Below are 18719 nucleotides of genomic sequence, written 5' to 3'. Positions count from 1 at the left end.
GCCTATGAAACTAATCAAAAATTTATTCTTTCTTATAATAGTTCTAATGATTTCTGCCTGTGCATCAATGAAAATGCAGGTTGCAGAAAACCAAAACCTAGAATATAAAAAAGATAGTTCTAAATTGATCCACTCGTTTTACTTAATTGGTGATGCTGGCAATTCAACTTTAACTAAAGACGCTCCTGCTTTACGTTATTTAAAAGAAAAAATTAAAGGAGCCCCTAAAAAGTCAACACTTCTTTTTTTAGGAGACAATGTGTATGAAAGTGGAATTCCGAAGAAAAGTTCTAAAAAATATCCTTTAGCGCAAAGAAGAATTACAGCGCAGACTGAAGTTGCTGAAAAATTTAAAGGAAAATCAATTTTTATTCCAGGAAACCATGATTGGTATAATGGTTTAAAAGGTTTAAAACGAGAAGAAAAATTAGTTGAAAATGTATTGGGTAAAAATTCTTTTTTTCCTCAAAATGGATGTCCTTTAGCAAAAGTTGAAATTTCTAAAGATATAGTTTTAATTATTATCGATACACATTGGTATTTAACAAACTGGGACAATCATCCAACAATAAATGATAAATGTGAAATTAAAACTAGAACAAAATTTTTTGATGAATTTGAAGGTTTAATAAAAAAAGCAAGGGGTAAAACAACCATTGTAGCAATGCATCATCCGATGTTTACAAATGGTTCTCATGGAGGCAAACACTCTTTTTCAAGCCATATGAGTCCTTTACCAATTTTAGGAACTATCAAAAATTTAATTCGAGAAACCTCTGGGATTTCAAATGCAGACATCCAAAATAAAAAATACAATGCACTTAAAAAACGTATCGTAACACTTTCTCAAGAAAATGACAAAACCATTTTTGTTTCTGGTCATGACCACAATTTACAATACATAGTCCAAGATAATATTCCTCAAATTGTAAGTGGTTCTGGCTCAAAAACAATGGCTACAAAATTGTCTAAAGGAGCAAAATTTACATATGCGGCTCAAGGTTTTGCAAAGTTAGACATTTATAAGAATGGGGCATCAGAAGTAAGTTTTTATGCTATAAATGACAGTAAAATTGTGTATAAAACTCAAGTACTCTCAGCCAATGAAAAAAAGACTTTTACAACGTTTCCAAAAAATAGAATTACAGAAAAAAAAGCCTCTATTTATACTAAAGAAGAAATCACAAAGAGCAAAACATATCGTTTTTTATGGGGTGAACGTTATCGAAAATATTTTGGGACAGAAGTAAAAGCCCCAACAGTAAATTTAGATACGCTTTTTGGCGGGTTAAAACCTGTTAGAAAAGGTGGAGGACATCAATCTAAATCATTAAGATTAAAGGACAAAAAAGGACGCGAATATGTGATGCGTGCCTTACGAAAGAATGCTGTACAATATTTGCAAGCTGTCGCTTTTAAAGATCAATATATTGAGGGACAATTTGATGGCACCGCCACTGAAAATTTATTATCTGATGTTTTTACAGGCTCACATCCTTATGCACCCTTTACCATCGGAAAACTGTCTGACGCAGTAGGTGTTTATCACACAAATCCTGTTTTATATTACATACCAAAACAAAATAGTTTAGGACATTTTAATGATGAATTTGGTGATGAATTGTACATGATTGAAGAACGTGCTGCTTCTGGTCATGGAGACAAAGCTAGTTTTGGTTTTGCGAACAAAGTAATTAGTACAGATGATTTATTAAAAAAAATAAACAAAAACGATACTCATATTTTAGATGAAGAAGCCTATATAAAAGCCCGCTTATTTGACATGTTAATTGGAGATTGGGATAGACATGAAGATCAATGGAGATGGGCCGTATTTAAAGAAAAAAAGAAAACTATTTATAGACCGATTCCTAGAGATAGAGATCAAGCATTTTCTATTTTTGGTGATGGTGCTTTGTTAAATACAGTGACTAAAATAGTGCCTGCATTGCGTTTAATGCAGTCTTATTCAGATGAATTAAAAAGCCCTAAATGGTTTAATTTAGAACCTTATCCTTTAGACATGGTTTTAATTTCAAAATCCGATAAAAATATTTGGAATAACCAAGTGAAATTAATTCAAAATAATATCTCAGATGCTGTTATAGAGGATGCTTTTACTAATTTTCCTGAAGAAGTTAAGGATGAAACTATATTAGAAATAAAAAGAAAATTACAAGGGAGAAGAAGTAATTTACAGAAAATTTCTGACTCTTATTTTAAACATATAAACAAATTTCAAATTATTAGAGGTACTCAAAAAAATGATTGGTTTGATATTGAGAGATTGGAAAATGGAAAAACAAAAATTACAGTCTACACCATAAAAAAAGGTGCTAAACATAGGATGTTTCATCAGCGAATTTATAATACATCTGAAACGAAAGAAATTTGGATTTATGGTTTAGACGGCGAAGATAATTTCATAGTAAAAGGTGAAGAAAAAGACCCTATTAAAGTAAGAATTATAGGCGGCCAAAATAATGATACATACAAAATCTTAAATGGAAAAAATGTAATTATGTATGATTATAAATCGAAGAAAAACAGCTTTCAAACTAAAAATGGAAAAAAGAAATTAACGGATGATTATAATATAAATGTGTACGATTATAAAAAGTTAAAGAATAGCCAAAACGTATTTACACCAACAGTTGGTTTTAATCCTGATGATGGCGTAAAAATTGGATTTGCAAACATTTATACAGCTTATGGTTTTGAAAGAAATCCTTTTACTTCGCAACACTTAATTTCAGGTGCTTACTATTTTGCGACAAATGGTTTTGAGCTTAATTACTCTTCTGAAATTGCAAACGTATTTAGCCACTGGAACCTTGGTATAAATGCTACTTTTACCAGTCCTAATTACTCCATTAATTATTTTGGGTTAGGCAACAACTCTATTAATCTTGAAGCCAATGATTTAAAAGAAGAAGATTATAACCGAGTGAAAATTAGTAAATTCTTTACGGGTACTTTTATTCATTGGAAGGGCGATTTAGATGCAAAAATTAAACTTGGTGTTAAATATCAACAAATTAAAATAGACAATACAATTAACCGGTTTATAAATACTGATTTTACTGCAAATAATGATATTTTCGAAAAGCAAGAGTTTATAAATACCGAAGCAAGTTATCGTTATGAGAATTTAGATAATATTGCTTTTCCAACAATGGGTATGAAAACTGAATTAGTAGCTGGATATACATCAAACTTAAATAATAACAACAATTTTGGATACCTTATTCCTTCAATTTCTTTTGATTACAAATTAATTTCTAGCGGGCAATTAGTGTTCGCAACAAAATTGAAAAGTCATTTTACCTTTGGTGATTCTTATGAATTTTATCAAGCAGCAAACATTGGCGGTAATGATGGCTTAAGAGGATATAGAAATCAGCGTTTTACAGGCAAAAATTCATTTTATCACAATTCTGATATTCGTTTAAATTTAAGGCGATTTAAAACGAGTTTATTACCTTTAAACATTGGTATATTTGGTGGATTTGATTATGGAACTGTTTGGGGGCAACAAGACGACCTAGTTAAAAGCACGAAATTTAATACTTCCCTAGGAGGAGGAGTATTCTTTAACGCTGCAAACATGATGTCTGGGAATATTTCCGCTTTTAATAGTAATGATGGACTAAGAATCGCACTTACATTCGGATTTGCATTTTAAAATTTCATATGGCACAGATAGCATTAATTTTTGGTTCTTTATTTGGATTTACGGCTGTAATTTTTGGCGCTTTTGGCGCACATTTATTAAAGAAAAAACTAACGCTAGATAAATTACAAAGTTTCGAAACGGGTGTAAAATACCAAATGTATCATGCCATTGTATTACTTGTTTTAGGTTTTAATTTAGATACAAAGAAGAACATTGATAGCTATATAATTACTGCATTTATCATTGGCATTATACTGTTTTCTTTCTCTATTTATGGATTGGTAATTTCATCTGCAAAAAATAAAAAAGTAAAATTCTTAGGACCAATTACACCTTTAGGAGGTTTGTTTCTTGTGTTAGGTTGGCTACTTATGCTTTATAAATTTGTAGTTTAATTAACTTTCAATTCGTATAAATTACCCCCTACTCCATGTGCTTTTTCATCAGTGATTAATAATGTATAGTTATCTTTAAAACATAGACCCTCTTTTTGAGTTCTGTGTTCTAATTCAATTTTCTTCACATTACCTGATAAAAAATTATCCTCTTTATAGTCAGAAAAAATAAGAATATTTTTTTGTGACAATAATGCCACTTTTTTCCCATCAGCAGAAATATCCGCTGAAGTAATCCAACATTCTAAATCGTTACAATTTTCAAATTCACCAATTAATTTAGCAATATGTTTTCCTTTTTTTGCAGGAAGCTTATACAAAAAGGTTTTTCCATATTTATTATGTACTCTACTTTTTGTGAAAATATACATGTAACCTTTGAAGTAAAAAAAGGCTTCTGCATCAAAATACAAACCTTTCTTTTTTGGTGGAAATTTATGCTGATTTTCATATGTAAATTCTATTCTTATAGCTTCAGTATTCTTCTTTTTTAAATACTTTTCTTCAATTTTTAGAATTGTTAAATTCTTTCTTTTACTTAGGTTATTACCAAAATCACCAATGTAAATATTTCCTTTTTCATCTGAAGTTAAATCTTCCCAATCATGATTTTTATTTTTTATATAAACTTCTCTTTTTATTTTACCTTCCTCAGAAACGGCATAAATTTTTGACTCATTCCCCCCATCATTAAGCATCCAAATAAGATTTGAATTCCTTATCGTTTCATTTCCAGAAACTTCTTTTAGATTCTTGGGCAAATCTGCTAAAAAACTTAATTGCCCAAAATTTTGACAACTAATTAAGAATAGAAAAGTAAAAAAAGAAAAGATTTTTTTTAACATAAAAGGGAATCTATAAACATGAATTTGCTTTTGGCTTGTTATATTTTAAATTAAATTCTTTACCAACCGCCTGAAGCACCGCCACCACCAAAGCTTCCACCGCCAAAACCGCCGCCAAAACCGCCCGATGAACCTCCACCTGAGGAACCTCCAAAACCGCCTCCTCTACCAGCGTTACTTAAAATAATTGTATCAAAAATAATATCTGCAAGAGAACCTCTTCTAAAACGTTTTCCTCCTTTTCCATTATTTTTATTTCCTCTAGAAAGTAAAATTAAAATAACAATAACAATGATGACAAAAATAATAATCCCTGGATCAAACTCAGACTCTTGCTTTCTTGTTCCTTTAAATTCTCCATTTAAAGTCTTAAAAATATAGTCCGCCCCTTTATCCAAACCCCTATAATAATCTTCTTTCTTAAACTCAGGTATAATTATTCTTTCAATAATTCTTTTGCTCTGAAAATCAGTCATCAAATATTCAACTCCTTTTCCATTTTGGATTGCAATTTTTCTATCCTCTTTTGCCAATAGAACTAAAATTCCATTATCTTTTTGTGCATCTCCAATCCCCCATTTTTCTCCCCAATTTGCGGTTAAATAATTAATATTTTCTCCTTCCGTAGATGAAACTATAGCAATTACTATTTGGGTAGAAGTACTATCCGAATAGCGAACAAGCTTACTCTCAAGATTAGATTTCTGTGAAGTTGATAATAAATTTATATAATCATAAACACTCGTTTGAAACTCTGGCTTTTCAGGAATTTCAAATCCTTGGGAAAAAAGGTTTAGAGCACACGTAAAGATTATAAAGGTGAATATTCTCCTAGCAATAACTGACAACTGACAACCTATAGCTAAATTTTTCATCCTTTAGAAATATCATTAGAAAGTTCATTTTCATCGTCAGCTTTCCATGGGAAGTGTTCTTGTAATTCTTCTCCTGCTTTTAAAACTCCATCCACAATTCCATGTTTAAAATCACCATTTTTAAAATGATTTTGCATTACATCTTTGGTAGAATTCCAAAACTCTTTTGGCACAACTTTATCAATACCTTTATCACCATAAATCACAAACTTTTTATCATTTACAGCCACATAAATTAAGACTGCATTGGCATCTTTTGTGTTGTCCATTTTTAACAGATGAAATACTTCTAATGAACGTTCATAATGCTCTTTTTCTGATGAAGCTTCAATGTGAACACGTATTTCACCAGAAGTATTTTTCTCTGCAATTCTGATAGCAGAAATAATTTCTTGTTCTTCTTCATGAGTAAGAAATGCTTCTACTTTAGACATTTTTATTCTTTTTTATTCTTAAAATCGAAGTTTACATTTGGAGCATTTTCTGAACCTGCATTGGCTTGATATCTATCCATTTCATCAAAATTAAACATACCTGCTAACAAAGAATTAGGAAATATTTTAATATGTTTATTATAGTTATTTACGCCAGCATTAAAACGATCTCTAGCTACATTAATTCTGTTTTCTGTACCTTCTAATTGACTTTGTAATTCTAAAAAATTCGAATTCGCTTTTAAATCAGGATACCGCTCTACAACCAATAATAATTTTGATAAAGCGCCACTTAATCCTGCCTGAGCTTGTTGAAATTGAGCCATCTTTTCAGGGGTTAAATTGTTTGCATTAATAGTTGTTGATGTTGCTTTGGAACGAGCTTCAATAACTTGTGTTAATGTCTCTTTTTCAAAATCTGCTGCTCCTTGAACTGTTTTTACTAAATTTCCTATTAAATCATTTCTTCGCTGATAAGCACTTTCTACATTAGACCAAGTTGTTTTTGCATCTTCCTGAAAAACAACAGCTTTGTTATTGAATCCTTTAGCCCAATTGTATACCCCAAAAACAATGACAGCGATAACAATTACTGGAATTAACCATTTTTTCATAATTTCTAAATTTTAATTTTTATGTTGATGTTCTATTTTTTACAAATTTAGTCAATAATCTTTAGTACTTAAAGGGATGTTCCTCCGTCTAAAGTAATCGTTTGTCCTGTCATAAATTTTGTATTATCTGATGCTAACCAAACTGCAGCTTCAGCAATTTCTTCTGCTTTCCCATAGCGTTTCATAGGGATTACACTTCTCAAAATTGCATCCATTTCAGGTTTTGCTGCTATTAGTTGGTCTAATAAGGCAGATTCTGTATACCCAGGACACACTGCATTCACTCTAATATTTTTAGTCGCATACTCCATCGCAGCAGATTTTGTCATTCCTACTACTGCAAATTTACTCGCGCTATAACTTATATTATTCGGAGATGCCTTTAAACCTGCTAAAGAAGCAATATTTACAATATTACCTGCTCCTTGTTTTAAAAATTGCACCAATGCCAACTTCATACAATAAAAAACACCTGTTTGATTTACAGCAATCACCCTATCCCAATCTTTTAAAGAGGATTCATGTGTTCTTAATAAATTTGGTCCAATACCAGCGTTATTTACAATTACATCCAATCGCCCAAATTCTTCAACAGTTTTATTTATTAAATTTTCGACTTCTTCAAACTTTGCGACATTTGCTTTTATAGGACGAGATGTGCCTCCATTTGTTACAATTTCTTCCGCAACTTTTTTTGCACTTTCTAAATCAATATCAGAAACTACTACGATTGCACCATATTTTGCAAAATGAATTGCTGTTGCTTTTCCTATTCCTGAACCTGCCCCTGTAATGATTACTATTTTATTTTTTACTTCCATATTATTTACAAAAAATTAAACGTGAATTTGATAATGCTATTGACCTCGATTCTTCTGGATATTCAATATTTAAATTAAGATGATTGTGGTATAATTAATCAACTGATTTTGTTTTAATTGCCTTTAAAGCAAGCTTACAGCATAATTCTGCAGCTTTATTTAACTTCGAAAAACGCGGGTCTGTTGTCCATCCTTTAGAATATCTAAAATATATTTGCTGTGCAATTACAGCTATTTTGAACAATCCAAAAACATAGTAAAAAATCAAATTATCTATATTTCTCCCTGATTTTTTGGCATACATTTTTGCAATCTCACTTCTGATAGGATTTCCTACAAAAACAGTTGGAGAGGGAATTCCTTGTTTTATAAAATCATGATCAGATGCCACTGTCCAATATCCTAGAGATGTTCCCAAATCCATTAATGGATCTCCTAAAGTGGCCATTTCCCAATCTAAAACTGCCGAAATTTCCTGCCAAGAATCATCTTTAAAAACTACATTATCATACTTAAAATCATTGTGTATTAAGCAATGGTCATATGCAGTTGGTTGATGTAATTTCATCCATTTCATGATTATTTCTGCCTCTGGAAAATCGTCTGTCTTTGCTTTTAAATACTGTTTTCCCCAATTAGAAACTTGTCTTTCTACATAGCCTTCTGGCTTACCTAAATCGCCTAAACCAACATTCTTATAATCTACATTATGCAATTCTACTAGCGTATCTAACCAAGAATTTGCGATGGTTTTATAGTCTGCCTCTGGAATATTTCTGTTTTGTGCTTCTTTGTAATTTAAGATGACTCCTTCTACTTTTTCCATTATGTAAAAATCACTGCCTAAGATAGCTTCATCATCAGAAAACCCATACATCTTTGGAACTTTAGAAAACGCTTTATACAAAGCACTTTGCACCTTGAATTCGCGGCGCATATCATGTCCTCTTTTAATCGCTCCAATTGGTGGTTTTCTTAATACAAATTCTTTATTTTCAATCTCAAGCAAATAGGTTAGGTTAGAATATCCGTGTGTGAATTGTTGTATGGATAATTCACTTACCACAGAGTTAATTAATCCATTTTCTTGAAGGTACTTCTTCAATAAAACTTCATTTAATTCTTCTCCTTTTCTTACTTTTTGAATCCCCATTATTTACTTCCGTATTTTTTAATACAACTTTTACCTAGCTGATACATATGCACTTCGTCTGGACCGTCTGCTAAACGTAACATTCTTGAAATCGCAAAATAATGTGGTAAATAGGTGTCTGGTCCAACGCCTTTTCCTCCTAAAATTTGCATCGCTCTATCTATTACTTTTTGCGCCATATTTGGAGCGACAATTTTAATCATTGCTATGATATCTTTTGCTTCCTTGTTTCCTAATTTATCCATTTTATCAGCAGCTGAAAGTGTAAGTAAACGCGCTTGCTCTATTTCACATTGCGATTTTGCTATTTCATGCCGAATACTACTGTACTCATAAAATTTTTTCCCGAACGTTTCTCTTTCTAAAGTTCTTTTAGACATAAGCTCTAAGGCATATTGAGCCATCCCTACTAAACGCATACAATGATGAATTCGACCAGGACCTAATCTTCCTTGAGCAATTTCAAAACCTCTTCCTTCACCTAAAATTAAATTTTCTTTTGGTACTCTGACATTTTCTAAAATAATCTCGGCATGCCCTTCTGGCGAATCTAAATAGCCTAAAACTGAAAGTGGTCTTACAATTTTTAACCCTTTCGTATTCATAGGAACTAATACCATACTTTGTTGCTGATGTCTCGGTTTTGAAGCATCTGTTTTACCCATAACAATGGCAACTTTACAATGAGGATCCATAGCACCTGAAGACCACCATTTTCTGCCGTTGATTACATATTCATCACCTTCTAAAATAATGGAGGTTTCAATATTTGTTGCGTCTGAAGACGCTACTTGAGGCTCTGTCATTAAAAAAGCAGAACGTATATCACCCTTCATTAAAGGTGTTAACCATTGTTCTTTTTGAGTATCATTTCCATATTTTGCTAATACTTCCATGTTACCTGTGTCTGGCGCAGAACAGTTAAAAATTTCTGAAATCCAGATTTTTTTCCCCATAATTTCTGCCAAAGAAGCATATTCTAGATTTGTTAATCCTGGACTTAAGTTTCCATAATCTTTCGGTAAAAAGAGATTCCATAATCCGATATCTTTCGCTTTTTGTTTGAGTTCTTCTGTTTTAGGCCAGCGCTTCCAAAGGTTATTAGGATCACTTTGATATGCAATATATTCTTGCTCTACAGGAACGATATACTCTTCTATGAAAGCAGATAATTTATGCTGTAATTCTTTTGATTTTTCTGAATATTCAAAGTTCATTGGTAAAGTTCATTTGTTTGGTCAAGCGCAAACAAGACCTTTTTTAAATTATATAGTAGATAACTTCTCGACTAATATCGAGGAAATATTTTTATATCAACCTGCAATCATATAGCCTCCATCAGCAGTATAAACGCCGCCAGTCATATAATTTCCTGCATCCGAAGCTAGTAAACAGGCTAAACCAACCATTTCTTCTGGCATTCCCATCCTTCCTGAAGGAATTGTTTTTTCTAGCTTATTTAACATTTTTTCGTTTTGCCATAAAGCAGCACTAAATTTTGTTTTAATTAAGCCAGGGCAAATTGCATTGGCTTTTACACCATGTCTTCCCCATTCTTTTGCTTGATTTTTTGTCAACATTAAAATAGCTGCTTTGCTTGTACTATAAATACCTAAACCAAATCCAGGCGTTAATGCTTCCACTGAAGCTATGTTTATAATACTTCCTTTTTTATTTGTTTGAAAATGTGGCAGTACCAAATTAGATAAAGACCAAGGTGCTTTGACATTTATATCCATTATTTTATCAAAAATAGTTGGGTCAACATCTTCAATTGCCCCATAAACTGGATTGATGGCAGCATTATTAACCAATACATCAATTCGTCCAAAAATTTCCATTGTTTTATCAATCAAATTTTTGCGTTGTGCTTCTTTTCCTATGTGACAAGCAATTCCAACTGCTTTTAAACCCTCTGCTATAAACTCTTGTACAACTTCATCACAAGTTTCTTGATTTCTACTAGAAATTACAACTTGTGCTCCATTTTGTGCTAAACCTTTTGCAATAGCTTTTCCGATTCCTTTACTTGAACCTGTTACAATTGCAACCTTATTTTCTAAATTAAATTGTTCTGAAATATGTGCCATTATATAATGTGTTCTTTATCTTTTTTAATTGTTAGAGTCTCATCATTCATTAACGATTCTACTAATGAATTTGTTTTTGGCACTTCATATTTAAAGTAAAATTTCATCGTATGAATTTTACTTTCATAAAAAATTTCTGAATATTTTCTATTCGTATTTGTTAATTCTTTTTTAGCGTCTACCGCCATTTCTAGCCATAACCAGCCTAAAACTACAATACTCATATATTCCATAAAGAGATTAGCGTCTGCCAAATAGCGTTCATAATTTCCTTTCATGGCAAAAGGCATTAAATGACTTAATACTTTTTGTGACTGTTTTAATTTATCGCCTAAAATAGTAGCATATTGTTTTAACTCATCATCTTTCGATGCCGCTAAAATTGTTTTCGTAATTTCACTAACCAATAATTCTAAAGCTTTACCATTTTGCATAGGTACTTTTCTACCTAATAAATCTTGCGATTGAATTCCTGTTGTTCCCTCATATAATGAAGAAATTCTAATATCTCTATAATATTGTTGTAAGCTAAAATCTGCACAAAAACCGTAACCTCCTAGAACTTGCAATCCATTATCTACAGATTCAGCACCCGCCTCTGATGGATATGTTTTTACAATAGGAATGATCATTTCTAACAACAAATGATATTTTTCTTTTTCTTCTTTGGAAGTTGCTGTTATTACAATATCATGATATTTTGATGCCAAAAACACCAAACTTAAAGAACCTTCTACAATCGATTTTTGCAATAATAACATCCTTCTAACATCTGGATGCTCTATAATTAAACTCTGTTTTTCGGAAGGGTTTTTCTTTCCTGTGCTCGTTAGTTTTCTTCCTTGAGGTCTTTCGTTTGCGTATTGTAAAGAAGCCCTGTAAGCAGCCATTGAAATTGCTGCAGCACCTCTACCCACGGCTATTCTTGCACCATTCATCATTAAAAACATTTGTGCTAAACCTTTGTGTTCTTCACCCACAAGCCAACCTCTACAATCATCGGAATCTCCAAAACCTAGGTGTGTTGTGCAATATCCACGCTGTCCCATTTTTTGAAAATCGGCAACCGTCATTACATCATTATACTCTAAAGTTCCATCTTCTTTTAATCTGTTTTTAGGAACGACAAAAAGAGAAATTCCTTTTGTTCCTTTTGGAGCGCCTTCAATTCTTGCCAATACTAAATGCACAATATTTTCTGCAAATTGATGATCTCCACCAGAGATAAATATTTTTTGCCCAGAAATTTTGTAATAACCTTCTTTTGTTGGTGTCGCTTTTGTAACGATATCCGATAAAGAACTTCCTGCTTGCGGCTCCGTTAAACACATGGTTCCTCCCCAAATTCCAGCAAGCATATTCGGCACATACGTCTCTTTTAAAATTTCGTTACCAAACTCTACAATTAATTCCGCTGCTCCTTGCGTTAAACTAGGATACCCTGGTAGATGATTATTAGCAGCATCCATCACATATACTGCTGCTTGCAATGCTGTAAACGGAATTTGTAAACCACCGTCTTTGTAATCAAAAGAAGCGGCGATAATGCCCATTTCTCCAGATTGATGCATTACCTTTTGAACCTGTTTATGAACAATTACGGTTCCATCTTTATGATATGCAGGAGTTTCATCCATTTCTTTGAAATAGGGGAACAACTCTCTATCAGAAAATTCCTTTACAGAATCAATAAATAAATCTAAAGATTCCAAATCATGTTCTTGAAATCTTTCTCTTGATAATAAATCTTCTAATTTGTGAATATCATAAAGTATGTATTTAAGTGTTTCGAGGTCTACATACTTTTTTGGCATAATATTGATATTTTATAGTTGTTTTTAATTGCTAATCTATTCTGGTGTATCAGCTTTCACATCTCCAAATATAATAAAAATTATTATGCATGCATAGTAAATTCCGAAAACTAGATACACTTTATAAATTAAAAATTCAATCAATAGGAATCATAAAGTGTTTCCACTTCTAAAGAAAGTGATTTTTTAATCTTTAAAGTTGATTTTTAATTTTTTGAAGTTCTGCTTTTACGGTTTCTAGTCTGGTAATAATTTCGTGATTATTAAAAATACCTTCTGGATTTTTCTTGAGCTTTTGTTTAGCCCCATCTAATGTAAAACCTCTCTCTTTGACTAAGTTGAAGATTAATTTAAAATTTTTAATGTCTTCTTGCGTAAAAAGCCTGTTGCCTTTTGCATTTTTCTTGGGCTTGATAATATCAAATTCCTTTTCCCAAAAACGAACTAAGGAGGTGTTTACTTGAAAAGCCTTGGCAACTTCCCCTATTTTGTAATATCTTTTTTCAGGTAAATTTACGTGCATAATTAATCTAAAGATTGACTTTCCTCTGACGTTTTTTGTAGGGCTGCGAATTCATCCAACGTTAAATTTCCGTAATAAAAATTTATAGGATTTAAAGGTCTACCATTTTTATGAACTTCATAATGCAAATGCGGAGAAACAGACAAACCAGTATTACCAACAAAACCAATTAAATCCCCTCTTTTTACTTCTTGCCCTCTTTTTACCTTCATTTTACTCATGTGTGCATAAATAGTTTTGTAACCATATCCATGCTCTATGTAAACAACCTTACCAAAAGTGCTGCTTCTTTGAGCTCTGCTTACTTTTCCATTTCCGGAAGCATAAATTGGAGTTCCTGTTGCTGCGGTAAAATCCATTCCTTTGTGAAACTTCTTAATTTTTAAAATAGGATGCATTCTCATTTTATAGCCAGAAGCTACATAAAAATCGCCTTTTTCAATTGGTAATATCGCAGGAATAGAGGCTAACATGTCTTCTTTTTCTTTTGCTAAAGAAACAATTTCATCTAAAGATTTAGATTGTACCACCATTTGCTTAGACAAAACATCTACTTCTTTTGTAAGTTTTTTAATCAAATTAGAATTATCAAAACCCTCTAAATTTTTATATCTATTTATACCACCAAAACCAGCTTTACGCTGTTCTTCAGAAATCGGGTTTGCTTCAAAATAACTTCTATAAATATTATTATCTCTTTCCTGCAATTGTGATAAAATTAGAGCGTTTTCACCCATTCTCTTACCCAACAATTCGTAGTGTAATTTTAAATTTTCAAACTCTCTTTTTTGAATTCTTTCTGATGGAGACATAATAATTTGACTAAAGCCAATAAAACCAAAAAAAGCAATTAGGTTGACACCTAAAAATATAAAAAGTATTCTTCTATAATAGCTACTCTTATCTACAGTAATTTTTCTGTAAGAAAGCGTATCCTCATCATAATAATATTTTACTTTTGCCATATTGCTAAATGTACTATTTTTGTCGTTATAAATGGTTTTTAACTATAGAAACCTCTTTATAACAACAAACAAATTTACAAAATGTTTTACAACTGCTTTTTTTAGGTGGTTATTTTTAAAAATAAATTAACATAACCCAACAAAGTTGGAAGCTCCTTTTTTATGAAATCTCAAGATATTCGTTCCACTTTTTTAAATTTTTTTCAAGAAAAATCGCATTTGGTAGTTCCTTCTGCTCCCATGGTTACTAAAGATGATCCAACATTAATGTTTGTGAATTCTGGAATGGCGCCTTTTAAAGAATATTTTTTGGGAAATGGAAAACCAAAAAAGAATAGAATTACTGACTCTCAAAAATGTTTACGTGTTTCAGGAAAACATAACGATTTAGAGGAAGTTGGCTATGATACCTACCACCATACATTATTTGAAATGTTAGGAAATTGGTCTTTTGGAGATTATTTTAAGAAGGAAGCAATTTCTTGGGCTTGGGAGTTACTGACTGAAGTCTACAAAATAGATAAAGACATTTTATATGTAACTGTTTTTGAAGGAAGTAATGATGCTGATAATCTTAATATGGATACAGAAGCATATGATTTATGGAAACAACATATTTCTGAAGACCGGATTTTAAAGGGAAACAAAAAAGATAATTTTTGGGAAATGGGTGAACAAGGACCGTGTGGACCATGTTCTGAAATTCATGTTGATATACGTTCCGCAGAAGAAAAAGCAAAAGTTGATGGTAGAACTTTAATCAATGAAGACCATCCTCATGTTGTAGAAATTTGGAATTTAGTTTTTATGCAATACAATCGCAGAGCTTCAGGCGATTTAGAGAATTTACCAAACAAACATATAGATACAGGCATGGGCTTCGAGCGTCTTTGTATGGTTTTACAAGGGGTTCAATCTAACTATGATACGGATGTTTTTACACCCATAATTAAAGAAATAGAAACCATTACGGATACAAAATATGGTACTAATGAAAAACAAGATATTGCAACTCGTGTAATTTCTGATCATGTAAGAGCTGTTGCTTTTTCAATTGCTGATGGTCAGTTACCAAGTAATACAGGATCAGGTTACGTAATACGTAGAATTTTAAGAAGAGCTGTAAGGTATGGTTTTACCTTCCTCAATAAAAAAGAACCTTTTATTTACAAATTAGTTGCTGTTTTAAGTGAGAAAATGGGAGCTGCTTTCCCTGAATTAAAAGCTCAAAAACAATTGATTGAAAATGTAATTAAAGAAGAAGAGACCTCTTTTTTAAGGGCTTTAGATCAAGGTTTAATTTTATTAGACGGTATTGTATCTTCAGCAGAAACGAAAGAAATTCCTGGCGATAAAGCTTTTGAATTGTATGATACTTATGGCTTTCCTATCGATTTAACTGCTTTAATTTTATCTGAAAAAGGATATACTTTAGATGAAAAAGGATTTGAAATTGAACTTCAAAAACAAAAAAATAGATCTAGAGCTGCTAGCGAAATGTCTACAGATGATTGGACTATTTTGAATGATGACGCTGTTGAAGAATTTATTGGTTACGATGCATTAGAAACGAATGTGAAAATTACGAGACACAGAAAAGTTACCTCTAAAAAAGATGGTGAAATGTATCAATTAGTTTTTAATTTAACTCCTTTTTATCCAGAAGGTGGCGGTCAAGTTGGTGATAAAGGATATTTAGAAACGGCCCATGGCGATGTTGTTTACATTTTAGACACCAAGAAAGAAAACAATGTTATTATTCATTTTACTAAAAACCTTCCAAAGCACATTAACGAGACTTTTAAAGCGGTTGTAGATGCAAAACAACGTTACGTAACGGAATGCAATCACACAGCTACTCATTTATTACATCAAGCATTAAGAGAAGTTTTAGGAAAACATGTAGAACAAAAAGGCTCGGCTGTTCACTCAAAACATTTACGTTTCGACTTTTCTCATTTTTCTAAAATGTCCGTTGATGAATTAAGAGAAGTTGAGAATTTTGTAAATAGAAGAATTGCAGGTAAACTTCCTTTAGAAGAAAAAAGAAACATTCCAATGCAACAAGCAATTGAGGAGGGAGCAATGGCCTTGTTTGGTGAAAAATATGGAGACACCGTTCGGACTATAAAATTCGGAAAATCGATAGAACTCTGTGGTGGAACTCACGTAAAAAACACAGGTGATATTTGGCATTTCAAAATAAAATCTGAAGGGGCAGTTGCCGCAGGAATTAGAAGAATTGAAGCGATTACCAATGATGCCGTAAAAGATTTTTATTTCGAAAATAACAGAGCTTTATTTGAAATTAAAGACTTGTTAAATAACACAAAAGAACCTGTGAAAGCAGTAAAGAAATTACAGGAAGAAAATACTTCTTTGCAAAAACAAATTGAACAATTACTAAAAGATAAAGCTCAAAATTTAACGGGCGAAATTAAAAATCAATTGCAAGAAATTAATGGCGTTCAATTCTTAGCTACAAAAGTAGATTTAGATCAAAATGGTATTAAAAACTTAGCATTTGCTATTGGAAAAGAATATAAAAATTTATTCTTGCTCTTTGCAACTTCAGAGAAAAAAGACAAAGCGATGCTAACGTGCTACATTTCTAAAGAATTAGCAAACGAACGCGGATATAATGCAGGAACAGTTGTAAGAGAATTGGGTAAATTAATTCATGGCGGTGGTGGCGGTCAAAATTTCTTTGCAACTGCAGGTGGTAAAAATCCTGGTGGAATTTCTAAAGCTTTAGAAAGAGCAAAAGATTATTTGGTTTAAATTAAACCTTTTAAAAAACATAAAGTCTTAGTATAAAATATTTTAACTGTTAACTGTTTCAAATAAAAAACACTAAATTTGAAATAACTGCGACTAGTTTACCTCCAATTTATACTGGACTATGCCATATTTGAATACTTTTTCTGGAAATTTTACAGCAAAAGAAGCAAGACACTTATTAAAAAGAACTTCCTTTGGAGTAACAGAATCAATGGTTTCTGAAGCTTTAAATTTAGGTTTAACAGAGACTCTTGAGAAACTTTTCAGTTCGCCTTCTTTAACAGACCCTCCATTAAAATATCTAACAGAAGATGATTTATTAGATCCTGATGCAAAATATGGAGAAACTTGGGTAAATGGAAAAGCTATTCCTGTAATAGAAGACAAAACTTTACGAAATAAGGTTATTAATAGAAGAGGTCGTTCTTTGTATTCTTGGTCTTATTTGCAGATGCAAAATGCTGGAATGTCAATATCAGAGAAACTAACTTTATTTTGGCATAATCACTTTGTTTCTGTTTCCTTTAATCCACATTTAGAATATTATTATATGAATTTGTTGAGAACTCATTCTTTAGGAAATTTTAAAGAATTGACAAAACAGATTACTACAGACCCTAATATGTTGCGTTATTTAAGTGGTTCTCAAAATACAGACATGGCTCCAAACGAAAATTATTCTAGAGAACTTTTAGAACTTTTTACAATTGGAAAAGGAGATGTTGTTGGCATTGGAGATTACACAAACTATACAGAAGATGATGTATTACAAATGGCAAAAGTATTAACTGGTTGGCGAGTTAGAGGGCTAACTCATGAGGAAGCCTTAGAATCTTATTTTTCTAATTTTAAACACTCTAAAGATTCCAAAACATTATCTCCTAGGTTTAATAATCATGTTCTTTCTGAAAATGGAGAAAATGAATATAAAGACTTAATTGATCGAATTTTTCAAGAAGATGAATGTTCAAAATTTATTGTTAGACAATTATATATTTGGTTTATCAACTCAGATATTACTGCAGAAATTGAAACGAATATTATAGAACCTCTAGCTGAAATAACTAGAGATAATAATTACGAAATTGTTCCTGCACTTAAAAAATTATTTTCATCAGAACATTTTTTCGAAACTGTTTTCTGCATGATTAAAAGTCCAGTAGACCTCATACTTTCTGCAACTAAGTCACTTTTGCTTAGCGCGCCAGTAACTTCTATTAAAGAAGAGTACGATTTTGCTTATATTATGTACTTAGCTTGCACGGATTTGGGTCAGTCTGTATTTAACCATCCAGATGTTGCAGGATGGAAAGCTTATTATCAAAAACCGCTCTTTTATAAAACTTGGGTAAACAATTATCTACTACCAAAAAGATTGGACTACTGTAAAATTTTAGTTACGGGAGGTGACTTATTAATTGATAAAAAAAAGTATTCAGTACCGCCCTTAGTGCCGGTTTTATTGTTAGCTGAAAACATAACAAATGCTGAAAACCCTATTGTTTTAATTACATCATTAGCGAACCAATTATTTAATTATGAAATTTCTCAAAATCAAATTGATAGCTTAAAAGATATATTAATTCCGGGTTTACCTGACTTTGAATGGACTGTAGAATATTCCGAGTTTATTGCGAATCCTTCGGATACTGCTCTAAAAAATTCTATTGAAAACAAGCTTAGAAGTTTAATTGGAACAATGGTGCAAATGTCTGAATTTCAAATAATGTAAG

The 18719-nt window shown here is 31.7% G+C and carries 15 protein-coding genes; 4 read left to right on the top strand and 11 right to left on the bottom strand.

Features of this window, described 5'->3' with window-relative positions:
* Nucleotides 1-4 precede the first annotated feature (4 nt).
* Together BLT88_RS02100 and BLT88_RS02095 are read left to right on the top strand one after the other, a co-directional pair.
* A complete protein-coding gene (locus tag BLT88_RS02100) occupies nucleotides 5-3685 on the top strand; it encodes a metallophosphoesterase (protein WP_036788658.1) in 3681 nt (1226 codons plus the stop codon).
* A gap of 8 nt (nucleotides 3686-3693) precedes the next feature.
* Nucleotides 3694-4071 (top strand): DUF423 domain-containing protein, encoded by a 378-nt coding sequence (locus BLT88_RS02095; protein ID WP_036788655.1) that lies wholly within the window; start codon nucleotides 3694-3696, stop codon nucleotides 4069-4071.
* Here the strand turns inward: BLT88_RS02095 and BLT88_RS02090 are convergent.
* The 11 genes from BLT88_RS02090 to BLT88_RS02040 all read right to left on the bottom strand — a co-directional run bounded on the left by BLT88_RS02090 (nucleotide 4068) and on the right by BLT88_RS02040 (nucleotide 14205).
* The gene (locus BLT88_RS02090; RefSeq protein WP_091952703.1) at nucleotides 4068-4916 is read right to left on the bottom strand and encodes a hypothetical protein; all 849 of its coding nucleotides are present in this window, start codon (nucleotides 4914-4916) and stop codon (nucleotides 4068-4070) included. The two genes, BLT88_RS02095 and BLT88_RS02090, sit on opposite strands and share 4 nt — an antisense overlap.
* Before the next feature lie 59 nt (nucleotides 4917-4975).
* A complete protein-coding gene (locus BLT88_RS02085) occupies nucleotides 4976-5791 on the bottom strand; it encodes a YgcG family protein (protein WP_091952701.1) in 816 nt (271 codons plus the stop codon).
* On the bottom strand, nucleotides 5788-6225 hold the full coding sequence (locus tag BLT88_RS02080) for a TPM domain-containing protein (RefSeq protein ID WP_036788649.1): 438 nt from the start codon (nucleotides 6223-6225) through the stop codon (nucleotides 5788-5790). Before BLT88_RS02080 ends, BLT88_RS02085 begins: the two co-directional genes overlap by 4 nt.
* 2 nt (nucleotides 6226-6227) lie before the next feature.
* Entirely contained in the window at nucleotides 6228-6839 is a 612-nt protein-coding gene (locus BLT88_RS02075) for a LemA family protein (RefSeq protein ID WP_091952699.1), read from the bottom strand.
* 68 nt (nucleotides 6840-6907) lie between these two features.
* Complete coding sequence (locus BLT88_RS02070) at nucleotides 6908-7660, bottom strand: SDR family NAD(P)-dependent oxidoreductase (RefSeq protein ID WP_091952697.1); 753 nt, start codon at nucleotides 7658-7660, stop codon at nucleotides 6908-6910.
* A gap of 94 nt (nucleotides 7661-7754) precedes the next feature.
* Entirely contained in the window at nucleotides 7755-8813 is a 1059-nt protein-coding gene (locus BLT88_RS02065) for a phosphotransferase family protein (protein WP_091952695.1), read from the bottom strand.
* The gene (locus tag BLT88_RS02060; protein WP_036788638.1) at nucleotides 8813-10030 is read right to left on the bottom strand and encodes an acyl-CoA dehydrogenase family protein; all 1218 of its coding nucleotides are present in this window, start codon (nucleotides 10028-10030) and stop codon (nucleotides 8813-8815) included. The genes BLT88_RS02065 and BLT88_RS02060 overlap by 1 nt, the downstream gene beginning before the upstream one ends.
* 96 nt (nucleotides 10031-10126) lie before the next feature.
* Nucleotides 10127-10903, bottom strand: coding sequence for an SDR family NAD(P)-dependent oxidoreductase (locus BLT88_RS02055; RefSeq protein ID WP_091952694.1), 777 nt, complete (start codon nucleotides 10901-10903; stop codon nucleotides 10127-10129).
* Complete coding sequence (locus BLT88_RS02050; RefSeq protein ID WP_091952692.1) at nucleotides 10903-12717, bottom strand: acyl-CoA dehydrogenase; 1815 nt, start codon at nucleotides 12715-12717, stop codon at nucleotides 10903-10905. The genes BLT88_RS02055 and BLT88_RS02050 overlap by 1 nt, the downstream gene beginning before the upstream one ends.
* A 193-nt stretch (nucleotides 12718-12910) precedes the next feature.
* Nucleotides 12911-13240: a MerR family transcriptional regulator gene (locus BLT88_RS02045; RefSeq protein WP_036788629.1), complete on the bottom strand. Its 330-nt coding sequence runs from the start codon at nucleotides 13238-13240 to the stop codon at nucleotides 12911-12913.
* A 2-nt stretch (nucleotides 13241-13242) separates the two neighbouring features.
* Entirely contained in the window at nucleotides 13243-14205 is a 963-nt protein-coding gene (locus BLT88_RS02040; protein ID WP_036788626.1) for a M23 family metallopeptidase, read from the bottom strand.
* Between the two features lie 162 nt (nucleotides 14206-14367).
* Between BLT88_RS02040 and alaS the strand changes: the two genes are divergently transcribed.
* Together alaS and BLT88_RS02030 are read left to right on the top strand one after the other, a co-directional pair.
* Nucleotides 14368-16986, top strand: a complete 2619-nt coding sequence (gene alaS / locus BLT88_RS02035) for an alanine--tRNA ligase (RefSeq protein ID WP_091952691.1) — start codon at nucleotides 14368-14370, stop codon at nucleotides 16984-16986.
* A gap of 121 nt (nucleotides 16987-17107) precedes the next feature.
* A complete protein-coding gene (locus tag BLT88_RS02030) occupies nucleotides 17108-18718 on the top strand; it encodes a DUF1800 family protein (RefSeq protein WP_091952689.1) in 1611 nt (536 codons plus the stop codon).
* The last annotated feature ends 1 nt before the right edge of the window (nucleotide 18719 follow it).

It is taken from the genome of Polaribacter sp. Hel1_33_78, assembly GCF_900106075.1.
Taxonomy (GTDB): domain Bacteria; phylum Bacteroidota; class Bacteroidia; order Flavobacteriales; family Flavobacteriaceae; genus Polaribacter.
Note: the sequence above shows the minus strand (reverse complement) of the source record. Positions and strands in the feature narration are given on the sequence as shown.